Annotated in this window: 14 protein-coding genes; 7 read left to right on the top strand and 7 right to left on the bottom strand. The window is 53.9% G+C overall.

Annotated features, from left to right (window positions below; all coding sequences use genetic code 11):
* Window positions 1-22: 22 nt before the first annotated feature.
* Genes ACYBHZ_RS03710 through ACYBHZ_RS03695 form a run of 4 tightly spaced genes read left to right on the top strand, consistent with a single transcriptional unit; the run spans window position 23 to window position 2,734 of the window.
* A complete protein-coding gene (locus tag ACYBHZ_RS03710; protein ID WP_460272846.1) occupies window positions 23-1,420 on the top strand; it encodes a short-chain fatty acid transporter in 1,398 nt (465 codons plus the stop codon).
* Between the two features lie 4 nt (window positions 1,421-1,424).
* Window positions 1,425-1,730, top strand: coding sequence for a YciI family protein (locus tag ACYBHZ_RS03705; protein WP_460272844.1), 306 nt, complete (start codon window positions 1,425-1,427; stop codon window positions 1,728-1,730).
* The gene (gene catC, locus ACYBHZ_RS03700) at window positions 1,731-2,021 is read left to right on the top strand and encodes a muconolactone Delta-isomerase (protein WP_460272843.1); all 291 of its coding nucleotides are present in this window, start codon (window positions 1,731-1,733) and stop codon (window positions 2,019-2,021) included.
* Entirely contained in the window at window positions 2,018-2,734 is a 717-nt protein-coding gene (locus ACYBHZ_RS03695; protein WP_460272842.1) for an SDR family NAD(P)-dependent oxidoreductase, read from the top strand. The genes catC and ACYBHZ_RS03695 overlap by 4 nt, the downstream gene beginning before the upstream one ends.
* 73 nt (window positions 2,735-2,807) lie before the next feature.
* On the opposite strand, the gene pcaD is transcribed toward ACYBHZ_RS03695, so the two are convergent.
* The 6 genes from pcaD to ACYBHZ_RS03665 all read right to left on the bottom strand — a co-directional run bounded on the left by pcaD (window position 2,808) and on the right by ACYBHZ_RS03665 (window position 10,910).
* A complete protein-coding gene (pcaD, locus tag ACYBHZ_RS03690; protein WP_460272841.1) occupies window positions 2,808-3,587 on the bottom strand; it encodes a 3-oxoadipate enol-lactonase in 780 nt (259 codons plus the stop codon).
* 11 nt (window positions 3,588-3,598) lie between these two features.
* Entirely contained in the window at window positions 3,599-4,495 is an 897-nt protein-coding gene (locus tag ACYBHZ_RS03685) for a LysR substrate-binding domain-containing protein (protein ID WP_460272840.1), read from the bottom strand.
* A gap of 772 nt (window positions 4,496-5,267) precedes the next feature.
* Window positions 5,268-7,112, bottom strand: coding sequence for a TniQ family protein (locus tag ACYBHZ_RS03680; RefSeq protein ID WP_460272839.1), 1,845 nt, complete (start codon window positions 7,110-7,112; stop codon window positions 5,268-5,270).
* Window positions 7,109-8,089, bottom strand: a complete 981-nt coding sequence (locus tag ACYBHZ_RS03675) for an ATP-binding protein (RefSeq protein WP_460272838.1) — start codon at window positions 8,087-8,089, stop codon at window positions 7,109-7,111. Before ACYBHZ_RS03675 ends, ACYBHZ_RS03680 begins: the two co-directional genes overlap by 4 nt.
* On the bottom strand, window positions 8,089-10,227 hold the full coding sequence (locus ACYBHZ_RS03670) for a transposase (RefSeq protein WP_460272837.1): 2,139 nt from the start codon (window positions 10,225-10,227) through the stop codon (window positions 8,089-8,091). The genes ACYBHZ_RS03675 and ACYBHZ_RS03670 overlap by 1 nt, the downstream gene beginning before the upstream one ends.
* Window positions 10,224-10,910, bottom strand: coding sequence for a hypothetical protein (locus ACYBHZ_RS03665; RefSeq protein WP_460272836.1), 687 nt, complete (start codon window positions 10,908-10,910; stop codon window positions 10,224-10,226). The genes ACYBHZ_RS03670 and ACYBHZ_RS03665 overlap by 4 nt, the downstream gene beginning before the upstream one ends.
* A 726-nt stretch (window positions 10,911-11,636) precedes the next feature.
* Between ACYBHZ_RS03665 and ACYBHZ_RS03660 the strand changes: the two genes are divergently transcribed.
* The 3 genes from ACYBHZ_RS03660 (at window position 11,637) to ACYBHZ_RS03650 (ending at window position 15,269) form a co-directional block, all read left to right on the top strand.
* The gene (locus ACYBHZ_RS03660; RefSeq protein ID WP_460272835.1) at window positions 11,637-13,115 is read left to right on the top strand and encodes a DUF2971 domain-containing protein; all 1,479 of its coding nucleotides are present in this window, start codon (window positions 11,637-11,639) and stop codon (window positions 13,113-13,115) included.
* 897 nt (window positions 13,116-14,012) lie between these two features.
* Complete coding sequence (locus tag ACYBHZ_RS03655) at window positions 14,013-14,312, top strand: nucleotidyltransferase family protein (protein ID WP_460272834.1); 300 nt, start codon at window positions 14,013-14,015, stop codon at window positions 14,310-14,312.
* Window positions 14,313-14,384: 72 nt separating this feature from the next.
* Entirely contained in the window at window positions 14,385-15,269 is an 885-nt protein-coding gene (locus ACYBHZ_RS03650) for a hypothetical protein (protein WP_460272833.1), read from the top strand.
* Window positions 15,270-15,337: 68 nt separating this feature from the next.
* Here ACYBHZ_RS03650 and ACYBHZ_RS03645 read toward each other — a convergent pair whose 3' ends face one another.
* Complete coding sequence (locus ACYBHZ_RS03645; protein ID WP_460272832.1) at window positions 15,338-15,622, bottom strand: hypothetical protein; 285 nt, start codon at window positions 15,620-15,622, stop codon at window positions 15,338-15,340.
* Between the last annotated feature and the right edge of the window lie 23 nt (window positions 15,623-15,645).

Raw genomic sequence — 15,645 nt, 5'->3', positions numbered from 1 at the left:
TTGACAATATAAATAAAGTTTTGTGATTTGCAATTCATATCAATGGGGGATTTTGCTGGGGCATAACCCCGCTCAGAGGGAGGAAACCTTGAATTCAATCGCTAATTTTTTCACGAAAATCGTGAGTCGCTACATGCCCGACCCGCTGGTCGTGGCGATCATTCTGACTGCTCTGACGGTCATTTTTGCCATGGTGTCGCAGGGAGCGGGCTTCTTTGAGGTGACGACCTATTGGGGGGATGGGTTCTGGAACCTGCTGGCCTTCACGATGCAGATGACGATCATTCTGCTGGCGGGCTATATTCTTGCGCGCACACCTGCGGTCGATAAGTTGATGGATTTCCTTGTCAAAGGCATCAATTCGCCGCGTGTGGCGGTGGTCGTTGCGACGATGGTTGGGGGGATCGGAAGCTGGCTGAACTGGGGGTTCGGCCTCGTGCTTGGCACGCTGATCGCACAAAAACTGGGGCGCAAGGTGCCGGGGCTGCACTATCCGCTGGTGATCGCAGCAGGCTATTCAGGCTTTGCGGTCTACGGTGTCGGCCTCTCTGGTTCCGTGCCGCTTTTGCTGAACACGCCGGGCCATTTCCTGGAAGATATCATCGGTTTGGTGCCGCTCAAAGAGACGATCTTCTCTCCCTATATCATCATCATGAACCTGATCATTCTGGTGACCCTGCCGTTCTTCAATGCCATGCTGCACCCGAAGAACCCGGAAGATGTTCTTGAAGCGCATCCTGAACCGGAACTGCCGGTGGCGGAACCGAATATCAAAGAGCTGACCCTGGCCGAACGCCTGAACCACTCAAAGATTCTCGGGATCGGCATGGGGCTTTTCGGTCTGCTTTACGTTGTGCTGTATCTGGCCAAGGGCGGTAGCGTGACGCTGAACTTCATCAACCTGTTGTTCCTGTTCCTCGGCATCACCCTGTTCATGACCCCGAGCCGTTTTCTGGCAGCCCTGAACGAAGGTGTGAAAGTCGTCAGCGGCATCATCATCCAATACCCGTTCTACGCTGGTATTCTGGCAATTCTCGCGGGTTCCGGTTTGATCGTGACCTTTTCGAACTGGTTCGTGTCGATCTCAAGCGCCGAGACCCTGCCGATCTCGTCCTTCTTCTCGGCGGGCCTGATCAACCTGTTCGTGCCTTCGGGCGGCGGTCAGTGGGTTATCCAAGGTCCGGTGATGATGGATGCGGCGCAGAAACTGGGTGCTTCCATTCCGGCGACGGCATTGGCTGTGCAGATCGGCGATCAGTGGACCAACATGGTTCAGCCCTTCTGGTTGCTGCCGGCTCTGGCAATCTCCGGCCTGAAGCTCAAACACCTGATGGGCTATATGGTCATGGTGCTGTTCTACCTCGCGATCGTGTTCCTCGGGACCATCACGATCTGGGGTTTCATGACGGCAGGGGCATAAGCACATGCCCTGGATGGTGGAAACCTATGACAAACCCGGATGCGCAGACCTGCGCATCCAGCTTCGCCCGGCCCATCTCGCGTTTCTGGAGGCCAATAAGTCTCTGTTGCTGGCCTGTGGTGCCAAGCTCGACGACGCTGGAGAGCTGGCCAGTGGCGGGGTGTACCTGCTCGATCTCGAAAGCCGGAAGGACGCACAAGCGTTCATCGAGCAGGACCCCTTTTTCCAAGGAGATCTGTTCGAGAGGGTTTTCGTCACGCAATGGCGCAAAGCCTATCTGAACGGATTAAACACGCTAAACGAGGACTAAATGCTCTATCATGTTTCGATGACCGTCAATTTGCCGGTCGATATGGATCCCAGCGTTGCTGCAGAGATCAAGGCCCGCGAAAAAGCCTATTCTCAGGATCTTCAGCAGCAAGGCATCTGGCGTCATATCTGGCGGATTGCTGGCCTATATGAAAATGTCAGCATTTTTGATTGTCGGGACCATGCCCATCTGCATGACGTCCTGATGGGGCTGCCGCTTTATCCCTATATGGACATCAGCGTCCTGCCGCTGTGCCGCCATCCGTCGTCCGTGCGTGGAGACGATACATGATCTCATACGTCCGCCGCACGGCCGTCATAACTGGCGGCAGTTGCGGTATCGGCGCGCGGATCACGGCGCGCCTGAAAGCTGATGGTTTCCGCACTATCGTTCTTGATATTGCCAAACCGACGACCGAACCGGACGAGTTTCACGAGGTCGATCTCAGCGATGCAGAGGCCGCCAAGGCGCTCTGTGATGAGATTGCCGCCGAAGAAGAGGTCAATTGTCTCGTCAATAATGTCGGGATCGTAAAACCGGCCTTGCTTGAGGAGGTCGAGATCGCCGATTTCGACCGGCTGATGCATCTCAATCTGCGCCCCTCCCTGCTCTGTGCACAGGCGTTCATGCCCGCCATGAAAGCTCAGGGTGGTGGGCGGATCGTGATGAACACAAGCCGTGTGACCAAGGGCAAGACCCTGCGCACCCTCTATTCGGCGACCAAGGGCGCAGCGCAGTCCATGGCTCGGACATGGGCGCTGGAGCTTGGTCCATATGGCATAACCGTCAATTGCGTGGCGCCAGGGCCGATTGCGACGGAGGCGTTCTGGAACAACAATCCACCGGAGGCCCCCCGGACCAAGGAAATCATTGAAAACATTCCTGTGAAACGTCTCGGGACGGGGGATGATGTTGCCAATGCGGTGTCATTCTTCTGCGCGCCCGAGGCGGGGTTTGTCACCGGTCAAACCCTATACGTCTGTGGCGGTGTCACGGTCGGCTGACCCGGAAGGTATTCGATGTGAAACAGAAAAAGGCCGCTTTTCGGGGCGGCCTTTCTCATGTGCGGTCTCGGGATCAAGCGCCCAGATGCGCGCGCAGCAGAGCGACGAATGCCTCCGGCTGTTCGACGCAGGGCAAATGCCCTGCATTGTCGATCTCATGGAAGCTCGCGTGTTTGATCCCGGCGGCGGTTTCTTTGACCAACGCGGGCGGGGTCGAACTGTCCTGCGCACCGGCGATGACGAGAGTTGGTTGTGCGATGCGGGCAAGGTCCTCCCGGAAATCGGCATCCCGCAGCGCGCCGCAAACCTGCGCATAGCCTTCCGCCGGGGTGCGTTCCAGCATTGCTTTCCACATCGAGAAATCCCCGGTCTTCTGGTAGCTCGGGGCAAACCAGCGGGACAGGATCGTTTCGCCAATCGCTGCAATCCCCTCGGACAGCACGGTCTCGATGCGCGGGTTCCAAAGCTCCGGGGAGCCGATCTTTGCGGCCGTGTCGGACAGGACCAGATGTGTCATGCCCGTGCTGCGCCGCAGGGCGAGTCGCTGCATGATCAGCCCCCCGACGGACAGACCGATGCCAGTGAAGGACGTAATGCCATAGTGATCCAGCAGAGTCTCGACATCATCCGCCATGGTTTCAACGCTCAACACATCCCGCGCGTCACTGAGGCCATGCCCGCGCTTGTCTTGCCGCAGGATGCCCCATGTCTCGGGCAAAAGCGCGACAACGCGGTCCCAGACCCGAAGGTCCGTGCCTAGGGAATTGGCGAAAACCAAGGTCGGCGACCCTTCGGATGCGGCACGGTAGCCGTGATAGATCCCGGTGTATGAGGTGAAATGTTCGTAGGTCAAGAAGGGCTCCTTCAGCGTAGCGTTTCGTCGAGACATGAGAGGAAAAGATCGAGAGCAGGACTGTCATGAGACTCCCGGTACACAAGCGATATGTTCGCCTTCACATCGACATCTTCGAGCGGTTTGTAGATGACATTGGGGATATGGACGTTCTGGATCGAAGCGGGCACAACGGCCACCCCAAGTCCCGCCGCCACAAGGCTGACGATCGAGGCGAATTGTGGTGAACGATAGACGATATCGGGGGAGATTCCGGCCTGTGCACAGGCCTGATGCAATGCCGCCGCAAACCCAGTGTTGGGCGGCAGGTGGGTAGCGATGAAGGCCTCGTCTTTCAGATCGGTCAGCTTTACGGGAAGTCCCGGGTTTGCCAATGGATGATCGAGCGGCAAAGCCGCCCAAAGCGTTTCTTCGCACAGCGTGCGAGAGACGACATTGGCGGGCATGTCGGGATAAGGCAGACGGACAACGCCGACATCGAGATTGCCTGCGGCCACCTCGGGGATTTGCTGATCAAGGTCCATAAGGGCGAGGCTGAGCCGCGTGTCCGGGGCTTTCTCCCGGAACAAGCGCAACAGGCGGGTTAGAACCCCGTTGTAGGGTGAGGCCCCGATATAGCCCAAAGCAAGCTCACCGATCATCCCCTGACCGGTCTGCATCGCAATCTTTTCCGCCCGCGCGGCCTGACGCAGCACGGCGCGGGCCTCCGGCAAAAGAATGCGCCCGGCGGGAGCGACACTCACCTTGCGCCGGTTGCGCTCGAACAGGAGCGTACCGATCGTCTCTTCCATCTGCTTAAGCTGCTGAGTCAGCTGGGGCTGAGAAATATTAAGTCTTTCTGCGGCCCGGCCGAAGTGTAACTCTTCGGCCAGTATAACCAGCAGCTCATAATGTCGAAGCAATAGCATTGCCAATAACTAGCCCTGTCTTATTTGTTTAAATGATATGCTATTACGGTAGGGGAAGCCATCCCAAACGCGCAATAGGGCAAAGCGCAATGCGAAGCCGAGCTGCGTTTCGCCTTTTGTGTTTTATAGGTGATGGCGCAATGAATATCGCGGTCAAAAGCCTGTAATGCAACAGCTTGACAGGCTGGCCGGAGGCCCGTGCCGGGTCGAAAGCATGCGGCATCAGGTTCTTCCATTTCAGCAAGAGTGCCGCAGACGCAACAAGCGCGATGAACAGTTTGAGGGGCGTGAAAAACGTAATGCATGACGCGCACGAAACAATAAACTCTTCAAAAGAATGTCCACACGACCTAGGGTGCTTTATCGTCACGAGGTCTAACTCTTTGCTAATGCAGCGAAAGTAGGATCCCCGCCCATACTTACAAAAAAGCTTCACAAGAGATCGAGCTTATAAGATGCTCGACCCCCGAAATCATCTGACGAGGCAAGGTGCCTACTTTATGAGCCAGAGGCAGAACTATGGGGGGCAAAGTGGTAAAACTATGGGGCGTACCCCATGATTTGTAGCGTGTCATAGAATTCTGCCTTTGGTGGCATTCTATGACACTGAAAACAAATGGAGAAAAATTACTCGTGTCAAGAAATCTTCCTCTTGTGCCAGTCAATATTTCCTTTTGAAACTTAGTCTCTCAAGAAGCGCAGAGATGAATGTAAGCAACTAAAAAGGGCGGCCATTGGCCGCCCTTTTTTTGTACCGTGCAAACAGATAGGTTCAAACTGATCGCGACGGCAAAAGCCCCAGCTCGATCAGCACCGCCTCAGCTTCTTTGCGCCGATAAATCGCGCCGAGCCCATGTTTGATCGGGATTTTCTCAACGCCAGCGTCGAGCAGATGGAACCGCACGGAATTCGCGTTTTGCCCGCATGCCTCCGCAAGCATGCCGAGGGTCACATATTGCTGCAAAAACGCATCTATCGAAACCTGAGGGATGATCTCGGTCTCCATGAGTGTCGCCGGATTTTTGCCTGTGTAGGTCGTCAGAAATCCCTGCGCGAGCAGATAGCGCAGCGTCGGACTTGAGACGCGTAATTTTTGATACATCTCCCGATAGGTCAGCCCGGAGAATGAGATCGTCTGCACCGCATTTTTAAGTGTGTCGAGGTGAACAATCGCCCCCGCCAATCCTGTCTTGCCGTGTAGCAACCCTGCGCATGGCACCTTCCGTGTCGCCAAAAGATGCAGGATTTCGGAACTTCGTGCACGGACGATCTGGCCTGCTTGCAAGGCCAAAACATGATCTTCCGGGATGCTGTCAATGATCTCGGCGCCCTGCGTGACCGTTGCCAAAAATCGGTCTAAAAATATGGGATCATACTGGTGGTTTCTGAGTTGGCGGTAGCCCCGGCGAGGTATCAGCCCGTCGTAAACCAGTTTGCGAAACAGCTCTTCGCTGAGACCGAGGCGCTGCGCAGCCTCTTGAAGATTGATATTCTCTTCGATGCTGCGACTGATTTCGTCGATGAGTGCGCGATCAAGAGGTCTGTCCAGAATGACGTTGTCAGGCCATCTGGGGTCTTCTCGCGCTAATCCGCGTGCCAGTAACTCGTCTCGCATGCGCTTCGTGCCGAGCTTAAAGTTTCCCTTGATCCCATGGAGCGAAAATTTGGCCTGCTCTTCGATGACCGTTCCCAAAATAGTCATGCCGGGTCGAACAACGTAATTGTCCGTGATTACATCGCGCATAATATCCATGATCGGAGAAAAGCCTGCGTCGCCGTCTTGGTCTGAGAGCCATTCGTAAAAGGGACCATAGATTTTTGAGTAATTCTGACGTGCTCCATTCTCAGGAGGCACCATACCGAGCAGCACATCTTTAAGCGCGGCTTTCCCGTCCCGCAGAACGTTGAACCCTGCTTGTCCCGCCGCCTGCTTTTCGGCTGGATCCACTGCAGAAAGCCGCGTTTCTGACCCAAACCTCAAAAGCGTGCCGAGTATTTCGCAGGTCCGCATCGCGACCCCAAGCGGCAGAGAGTCGATCCATGTTTCTCGTGGACCGCTGCGCAATCTTTCAATGATCCATCTTTCAAATTCTGACGGTATGCTGTCGGTTGGCGAGGCTGCCTCGGCCAATATAAGATCCCGATTGTGGCCAATCCTGCGTGCAAAGTCGTAGGCGTCGACCGTGAATTGTGTGGGAGGAAGCTGGATTAAACGATGCTGATGCCTCAGGCAGCTGTGAACCGATGGAAGCTTCCACGAGAGATGTCGCGCAGGCATCCAAGGTGCGACATCCAGCCCCTCCTTTACGCATGTGGGACAGACCCGCACAACAGATCGTTGAAAGGCCCTCTTTCCGAATGTTTCACCCGCGACAGCGACCTTGTAGCGGTCTTGCTTTTTAACGGAATAACGGAGCAGCATCTGATAGTCGGCACCGGCAAGGTCTGCGAGCATCTTGATCTGATCCTCGTCACCTTGGAGGATTGCACGGAAGCTAAGCCCGACGTCTGCGCAAAACGAAGACGCTCGCTCGCACAGGTTGCGCATCGCGACGCGGGACAGGAACGAAGTGACGGGCTCCATATCAGTCAGGGGTACGGTCAGCGAAAGTGTCATTTAGAAGTCCCCCCTCCATCAGGATGTTCCGGGGCGTCCAGAAGTTTAGAGGGATCGACACGGCGGAAGTTATCGGTGACGAATGGGTTCAGCGCATCGACTGCGCCTGTGCGATGCCGATAGGCTTCGCGAAAATGCTCTCGGCACAGGGGTTTGCCATTGCGCATCGCAAATCCAAGAGCTTCGATGATGAGCTCCAGCGTCACCCCAAGCTGTCGGTGACCAGCATATATCAAACGTTCGACGAATTGGTCCGCGTACAAACTGTTTGAGATCGGGACCTCAGCCAGTGCAGCGTATTTGCTGATCAAGACAGGCGCATCTTGTGCGAAAGTCTCCAAAGATAGAGACGAGAACTCGATAGGCCGGAGGCGTCGAGCCAATTGTCGGTCATAGTGCAGCAGGTCCAGCAAGCCCGGTCCGTTCGGAAGATGCGGCACTCCCATGAGGATGATGCTGACCGGCCACCCCTCGATTTGCATGAGAGTTTTCAGAGTGCTTACCACGTCCTGCATCTCGCGCGTCGACTGGTTGCGAATGATGTCCTGGGCCTCGTCCACGACCAAGACCAACGTGCGATTTTCCCGTAACAAATCTCGCACTTTCTGCCAGATTGCAAAGGCGGTCCGGTTTGCACGAAGCGGGTAGCCAAGAGCATCTAAAGCTGCCGCTCCGACACCCTTGATAGACGCTGGCGATTGAACAGCAAAGCTGACGACTTCATGCGGCTTGAGGTCTAACGTTTTTTCGGCTTGCTGGCGGACCCGGCGCAAGGTGCTGGTTTTTCCTGACCCGGACTGGCCTAGAATTGCCAAACCATATACTTCGTCCACGCGGCGAGCGGTGTTTCCGGCTCTGCATTGATGCAAAAGGCGCTCAAATGCCGTTTTGATCGCGAAATATTCAGGCGTGTTAATTGTAATCTTCTGCAACTTCTGAACGCAGTTTCGGATTTCGTCTTCGTCTTTTATCCGCATTATTCACCCCCCTCTTCGGGCCAGAGATAGCTTCCGCTGTGTTGATTGTTCGAACTATCCGCGTCGTCGGGTTGATCAGCTTCATCGGGCAGAGGCCGTGAAATCTCATCGCCTGCATCAATTTCGTCGGAGAACAGATCATCATCTGTCACCGCAGTGATGGGCGGTGTTTCCACGCTGTCTCTGATGCTCAGACCAATAAACAGCTGCTGTTGATCCTGCTGTAGCAGCTCGGAAGTCACGATGGGCAACGCCACTCCAGTGCGCTCCATCGCAGCTCCGTTGATGTTTCGAATCCTCTTCCGAGCGGCGATAATCGTATTTTCACTTAACGACGCCGCTTTTCGGTTCCGCGCCCGCTCTTCCAACACCAGAGTTCGCCAGGTCAGATAATCCATGCCTCGCACGGCGGCATTGGTCGCAAACGCGGGGTGCCATTCCTCGCCCACGAAGACCGCGATCCACCCCAAATCCTGAGGATCAACGCGGATCGCAATCTGCCCTCCACTGTCCAAAAGCTTTTCGCGCAAGACGTCATTCACATACCGAATGCTTGAGAAAACCACGCCTCCGCGACCTAAGTTTCGCACGAGGGGAACGCCAAAGACGGCCAGTGCCGTGACTGGATCCGGCTCCGGCAATTTACCGGTATTTTGCATCACTCGACGCCACGCATTGGCGGGCGTCTCACCGTTCAGTCCTTCGTGCGGCTCGTTGTGATAAATATCCACGAAGAAAAGCAGGAAAACCTGCGCCAATTCATCTTCGTCCAGAGCCGCGAGAGCTTGGCTCGAATAGTCGCCGCGCTCCACGACATTGCTGAAGGCTCGGCCAGAGAGATGAGCCAAAAGCTTTGACCCGACCGTGCGGAACAGACGTTCGATGATCCCGCGCAGCTCAGGCATCGCGGCGATGGTATTTGTCATGGTCCAGCACAGATCGGTGACTGCCAGTTGAAACGCGGGCGAGATGAATTCTGCACCATTGTCGGCGGCAATTTCCGAGACACCCGTGAATTGGTTCCACGCAGACTGGCAACCGGCAGAGGCGGCTATCGAAGTTTTGTCTCGACCAATCTGCGAAAGGACCTGAATCGCGGCTTCAGTGGTAGGTGTGAGCGACAGTTTGAAACCGACGATACATCGGGTCGCACAATCTATAGCGACGATGATCCAGAGACGGATGGCTTCGAGTTTCTGAACCTCGTCGGGCGACACGGGCGCCTTTTGCATCCAACTCAAAACTGTGAACAAGTCGATCCGATAGCTATCAATCTCGACCCGCTCACCAATTGTCAGGGCGTTCAGGCCGTTTTCATAAAACCTAAAATGACGCCGGGCGGCTTCTCGACCATGATAGCGAACATAGCGCTCGTGGCCGCTCATTTTCGCGACACGCCGTCGAAATGTCGATTTGCTCGGGAGGTGCAGCGGCGGGAGGTTGGCCGAGGATCGTTCCGCGTTGATCTCAGCAAAAGTGTCCCGGCAGTTTTTATATGCTTCGGTAATTTTGAGGCGCTGTATGTTGACTGAGTTGTTGATGCAGTCGTTCAAAACCCGATTGGTCTCTGCGCAGAAACGGGATCCGAACCGGCCTGATCCCTTTTTCCTCGCAAGCGCGAGGGCTGAGCGCCCTGAATTGCGGTAATCCCGCATCCATTGCAGAAGCGATCTTGCGCACGGGGGCTCGAAGCTACGTGGGCGCAATTGTCCAGCTCGCTTTTCTTTGGTCCGACGTGCTTGCCTCACCTCTATTTCTGCAAAAAGCTCTGGGATGATTTTGGTCAGCGAAGCTTCGGTCCAGTTCGCCTTTCCCGCTTCGATTGCGGCCAGCCCAGCTATTGCCCAAGCCTCTTTCCACAATAGTTTTTCGCGCGCGCGAGGGGGCAGGGTGTGTGCATATCTTGTGCCGGTGCGCGCCAGAGCCGCTTTGCGGCCTGTCGTCATTTCGAGCGGGCGTAAGCGAACATCCAGACGTTTCAAAAGTTCGCTGAATTCGACGTGAGTAAATACCCTTTTGTCATCCGGCAGATCGAGACGCGCATATGTCAGAGTTTCTGAATCTTGCGTCAAAAGCGCATAGGCAACGCCGGAGATTTCCAAGACGGTTGTGAAATCAGGGGTATATCTTATCGTCATGACCCTGCTCCCACGAACTCAACACGAGAACTAGGAAGGATGCGTCCCGGATCGAGACACATCAACTGCCCTCTGAAAATAAGCCGTATTGCTGCCTGATAGAGCCTTCCCGCCAGAGAACACTGCGCTTGCAGCTCCGAGATTGTCACGGCGTGGCCCACCCGGCGGAATATGTCCAAAACTTCACAATCGAGCGCGGGGTCAGCACAGCGCTGATAGTCGTGGAACCGCGCAGCATTCCACACGGATTCTCTGGGAAGCTTGCGCTCGGTGACCAGTACGACACGGTCTGCAAAACTCAGTGGAGTCGCGGCTTTGATCGCTTCGCACAGCTCCCGAAAGCCCGGCTTCACTGTTTTTGCAAACGGTTTCACGATGATCGCGGTGGTCGTTCCGTCCGCACCATGGTGCCAATAGTCATAGGTGTGCGTAGACCAACGCCCGTCGGGGCGCCGAAACCGGATGGCAGGCGGTTGATCCACTAGGTCATATGTATCTCGACGCGCCAACAGTGAGTGGGCGCAGCCAAGTTCCAGCCGCGAGTGCGCGACGATTTTAATCGGCCTGTCGTGGGCTGGCAGTCGAGCGACCAATATTGACCGGTTCGCGACTCTGGATCTTTTCGGGGCATTACGCGTCGCGCGCGACGGCAAAGGCGCGCGAAAATAGTCGTTGTTGTTCATTTGAATATATCTCCTCGGTCCGCAAGACGCGCAGTCGAGCGGTTGAAGTTTCGTAAGGGTGAGCGAATTGAGCCGCCTCAAGGGCGGTTTTGTCTTGACTCAGTCTGCGTGGGAGATAATGCTCGGGTTACAAAGTCGGCTCTGACATCGGCTTTTCCGAGATTAGAAAGGCTGGAACTTGGACCTTCCAGCCTTTTTCTTCTCCCTAGATATCCTCCTTGTTTCGTTTCGGTGCTTAGTTTGATTAGTGCCGTCCACCATGTCTGGTTTATGGGGCACTCAAGTATCGCAGATATTGATCTGCTGCCGAATCACCTTGCGCGAATCAGATTCGAAAATAAAGAGAAAAGCGCGCCGGGAGAATTATCAACACATTGATAATATGAATAAAAATCACCGTGGAAACGAACTTCAGGGTGTAATTTCAGCGATATAGCTGTCCGTGTCATGAAGGTTCGAAGCTGATCGAATATTGGAAACCGGACCTTCGCGGGGGTCGCAGCGAAGGACGGGAGCGAGCCCGTTTCGACCGATGCTTTAAGGCGGCTCAATGTCTACTTAGAGATGTCGCGGATATCGTACAGTGGTGAAATTCGTGTATGGAGATACTAATCAGCAGCGATATCGTTAAACTGTTTTGCCTGCGCGTTGTCAGCTCAAACTGCTTGCGCCTCGCATGAGCCGATAGCGACTTCAGATCGCGATTTTTTGTGTAAGAATTGAACTATGACATCAAAGCCTGATTTTGACCGGAACATATTTAGATACCGCTCAATTAATTCACTACTCGGCGAGCGTGCTGAACTCAAAAATCAAAGTATCTATTTCGCGCCCGCCGAAAGCTTGAACGATCCAATGGAAGGATTGCGTAGAGTTGTTTGGCGTGGGGATCGCGTTACATGGCGAAATCTTCTTCGTAACTACGTAATCTGTTTGGAAAACCGCATCACCCAAGCATTGCTACATAGGGATAATGAGACACTGGACCCGAATGCGATCAGTGTTTTCCAAACCCTAGACAACGTTCCAACGCCTCAAATGCGAGACTTTCTGAAGCAATGCATCCAGTCCGTCGAGCAGACCGAACTGCACGCTACATTGCTGGATTTCCTAGCGGGCGCAGAGCGTGATATCTCGTTCACTGAGTTAAAGCAGCATTTGCGCTTCGTGCATTTTCACTGGCTACAGATAATTCAGAAGGCCATGTCTGACCAAGGCTTTATGGAAGCCAGAAATAGCTTGGAATTCGATGAAGCAGGTATGGCTGCCAATCTTCGCGCGATGCAAGACCTTCTTCCAAAATTGGCAGAGGATCATGGTGAGGCTGTGTTGGAAGCCGTTTTCGAAGTACAAGAGAGGGCCAGTGCAGGCATCGGTCTTCATACCGCTTTCAACAACGCTGAAACTGCTTCGCATAAAAAACAAAGCCTGATATTCGACTTCCCTTCTGAGTATCTCAGATGCCTATTGAAACTGGTTTATCCGTCTTGGTACGTAGCTTGCTTTTCTGAGCGTCACGACAACGTTGCAATGTGGAGCTACTACGCAAACGAGCACAATGGTTGCTGTCTGATTTTTAGAAAGCTGGGCGATCCGGATCAACAGACCCTACGGTTGAATGGTGCGAGAGGTTTCCAAGCGAGCCGAGGCGAACAGAGTAGAGTTTTTCGAGAACGACAGGACCTAGCACTCCGATCTGTGAATTACACTTCTGAGCACCCTCAGTTAGAGTTTTTCTCGAACCTTGGACGAATTTCACAAAAAGATGCGATGGATAGCTGGTTCACCGATGACGATGGAAAGGTATCAGCACTTTCAAGTCATCTCACGGACCCAACTGCTACAGAAAAATGGCGTGGTGAGCACTGGGATCGTTTCTTGCCTCCACTCCTTAGCAAACATCCAGATTGGCGGCATGAAGAAGAGCGCCGCGTCGTACTGCATGACAACTTAGGCATACACGATAAACCTGAAGATCGCACTTTCACGTATGACTTTGACACTCTCGAAGGAATAATCTTCGGTATGAACGTAAAGATGTCCGACCAGGTCAAAGCTCTTCAGATAATTGAACCGAAATTGGTCAATCGATCTTCGGACCGTCCATTCAAGCTTTATCAAGCGCGGTACAATTCTCGCACGGGCAAGATGGAATGCTTCGAGTTGCACCTCATAACCGGCGCGTCGACCCTACCTAGTTGCTAGATTTTGGTAAGTGGTGTTAGGCGGCATCAGACACCGCTTATGATTTTTCAAAAGTGGACATTGGCGCAGGTGCAGCAAAAGTCCGCTCCGTCCCGCTTAGCGGTCGTCACCGAACCGCGTCTCGAACGGCAGGTTTCGCAACCACCGGGTGATTGGCGATACTGTAACAAAGCACGACGTCGCTGAAGGGGTGTTATGTTAATCGCCTTAGATTGAGCGGGTTGGCCGTCGCCGGTTGGTGAGGTCCAGCCCAGAAGCCTTCTTACCCATTGCTTTTGAAAGCCCTTTCCGCTAACAAGGCCGACTGCCTTTCTGATCAATCGGGTCGGCTGTGGCGAGAAACCAATAAACCAATGGAGGGTGCCATGTAGTAACGAAACTACATGAAAGGCTACAATAATGGCCCACTACAAATGCAAGCGGTCGCGCATGGCTATGAGGAAAGGGTATTCCTCACATGCGTTAGAACGTCGGCTTGCGACAAATCCAAACAGCATCCTTTGGCTGAAAAATTGGCCGCGCTGGCATGACAAACTTTATCACACGAGGCCGACAAGGCGTCGGACAAAAGAGCTGGCAGCATGCGTCGTCAAAGGTGCTGACTCAGAGGACATGAATTGGCCAGACGGGCGTAAGCCACACAGGTATTATTGGTGAACAGCTTGACGGCGCAGTTGCGCCGCCCAGCATCAAGTCGCATTAAACAGGGGGAGTGTCCCGCTAACCAGACTTCGCCCCCTATCGAATCCAAGGGCCCGTTTGGGTCAGGACTGCATGACGTCGTCCATTTGCAAAATTCAGAAAACCAGCGTCATTGAGACAAAGAGGATGGAGGTTTCATAATTTACCATGATCGTGCTCGGCTGTCGGTGACCTAAAGAGGTTGAGGAAAGCGCTATGACCCAAACAAGACCCTCACAGGTTTTCAGGCAGAAACGGGAAATCATACGTCTTCTGGTGGCACAGTATCGCGTCACAAATCCTCGCATCTATGGCTCTGCGCTTACGGGAAAAGACACCATGCAAAGCGACCTTGATGTTTTGGTGGACCCGTTGCCGGGCACCACTCTATTCGATCTGGGAGGTTTGCAGGAAGCTCTGGAAGAGGCCCTTGCCATAAGGGTTGATGTTAAAACGCCCCGCGACTTGCCTGAACACATCAGAGACGATGTTTTGCGCCAAGCGCAACGAATTTGAATTCGGCGATGAGCTTGAAACGGTGCAATTTAAGGTCATAGGGTTGACTGATTAAACTTGAAGGTCCGAAAAATGCTCGCCAACTTGCTTCATTTCTATGATCTATATCCGAATATTCTGCTCCACTTAAAAAGCATTGATCGGGCTTCACTCGCTCCCGATTTACTCGAATCCCTTGAATTTCATGGGCAGAGACAACGTGAGATTTTCGATATTGCGCAGGTCTACCAGATTGATGAAAGCGCCGAGATGATGCTGGGCAACCTTTCGGCTCAAATGCAAAGGGACGGTCTCGACAGCATGTTCAGCTCCGTGCGTCTGCCGTTTCCGGCGATGTTGCTGACCGTGCCAGAACCGAAAGTGGGGGATTGGCCTGCCGCGCTGATCACCCAAGATGAGGATACGCTTTACACTCAAATTTATCATGTAAACAAAAATGGCTTATTTCCAAACCTGCTGATCTTCAGATCACGAGGAGCGTCGGTAGATATCTTGCATTCGCCGACATTTGCTCTGGCTCAGGCGAATGGGGATGACGTTACCGAAGAAGCTGCCATTAAACAGGAAAAGCGTCTCTGCTTTGGCTTCTTGGCAATGGCTGTTGGCATGTCAATCCTGTTCGAGCACAAGGCCATGCTGGAAAAAGAGGAAGTGCCAGCCTATCCGCGCGCAGAAAGGCGAAGGGCACAAAAGTCAGGTCGAGCACTGCCCAATAAATCCATTATCAAGGTCGGTCTGGGCGAGCTAGGAAAACGTCAGCTTGAAGCGACTGACAGTGAGAGCAAAGCAAACGAAGGGGAACGCTCCAAACGCAGAGCACATTGGGTACAGGGACATCTTATGCGCAACCGGGCGGGTGGCATCAGTTGGCGGAACCCACATATCCGAGGCGCAGGCCCGCTTCTTGAGCAAGAACGGCATATTTCCGCTGAAGAGGAGCGATGCAAACAGGTCTGAATGCTCCCTGTAGGCGCGAGGCATTGAGGCGCTGACGATCCACAGCCAGCGCCTCATTGATATGTTTCTTAAGTATCTGAATCTTCCCCTGTCGAGGACAACGCGTCCTGCAAGCTCTGTTCCAAGAGCTGGAGAATGTGCAGCGGCATTTCATCAACGCTCCATGCTCTGCGCGGATCGGGCCAGAGTTGATCGAAGATGTCTTCTGTCATAACGACATAGGCAATCCTGCCATGATGACGCAAAAATGTCGGTCCCTTGTCGGCCTGTTGCGCCAATTTCAACGCGTCGTATTGCAGTGTCTCAACGTCGAAACGACGGCCTTGGAGTGGCAGGAGTTTAGAGCGATCCATAGATTTTTCCTTTCATCGGCGCA

The organism is Celeribacter sp. ULVN23_4 (genome assembly GCF_054788345.1).
This window is presented reverse-complemented; position numbering and strand designations above follow the sequence as displayed.

Bases quoted from the DNA above. Each gene is read 5' to 3' on its own strand.
- ACYBHZ_RS03680 (WP_460272839.1), bottom strand. From the start codon at position 7,112: ATGACACTTTCGCTGACCGTACCCCTGACTGATATGGAGCCCGTCACT.
- catC (WP_460272843.1), top strand. From the start codon at position 1,731: ATGCTCTATCATGTTTCGATGACCGTCAATTTGCCGGTCGATATGGAT.
- ACYBHZ_RS03670 (WP_460272837.1), bottom strand. From the start codon at position 10,227: ATGACGATAAGATATACCCCTGATTTCACAACCGTCTTGGAAATCTCC.
- ACYBHZ_RS03675 (WP_460272838.1), bottom strand. From the start codon at position 8,089: ATGCGGATAAAAGACGAAGACGAAATCCGAAACTGCGTTCAGAAGTTG.
- ACYBHZ_RS03685 (WP_460272840.1), bottom strand. From the start codon at position 4,495: ATGCTATTGCTTCGACATTATGAGCTGCTGGTTATACTGGCCGAAGAG.
- ACYBHZ_RS03660 (WP_460272835.1), top strand. From the start codon at position 11,637: ATGACATCAAAGCCTGATTTTGACCGGAACATATTTAGATACCGCTCA.
- ACYBHZ_RS03645 (WP_460272832.1), bottom strand. From the start codon at position 15,622: ATGGATCGCTCTAAACTCCTGCCACTCCAAGGCCGTCGTTTCGACGTT.
- ACYBHZ_RS03650 (WP_460272833.1), top strand. From the start codon at position 14,385: ATGCTCGCCAACTTGCTTCATTTCTATGATCTATATCCGAATATTCTG.
- ACYBHZ_RS03655 (WP_460272834.1), top strand. From the start codon at position 14,013: ATGACCCAAACAAGACCCTCACAGGTTTTCAGGCAGAAACGGGAAATC.
- ACYBHZ_RS03665 (WP_460272836.1), bottom strand. From the start codon at position 10,910: ATGAACAACAACGACTATTTTCGCGCGCCTTTGCCGTCGCGCGCGACG.
- ACYBHZ_RS03695 (WP_460272842.1), top strand. From the start codon at position 2,018: ATGATCTCATACGTCCGCCGCACGGCCGTCATAACTGGCGGCAGTTGC.
- ACYBHZ_RS03705 (WP_460272844.1), top strand. From the start codon at position 1,425: ATGCCCTGGATGGTGGAAACCTATGACAAACCCGGATGCGCAGACCTG.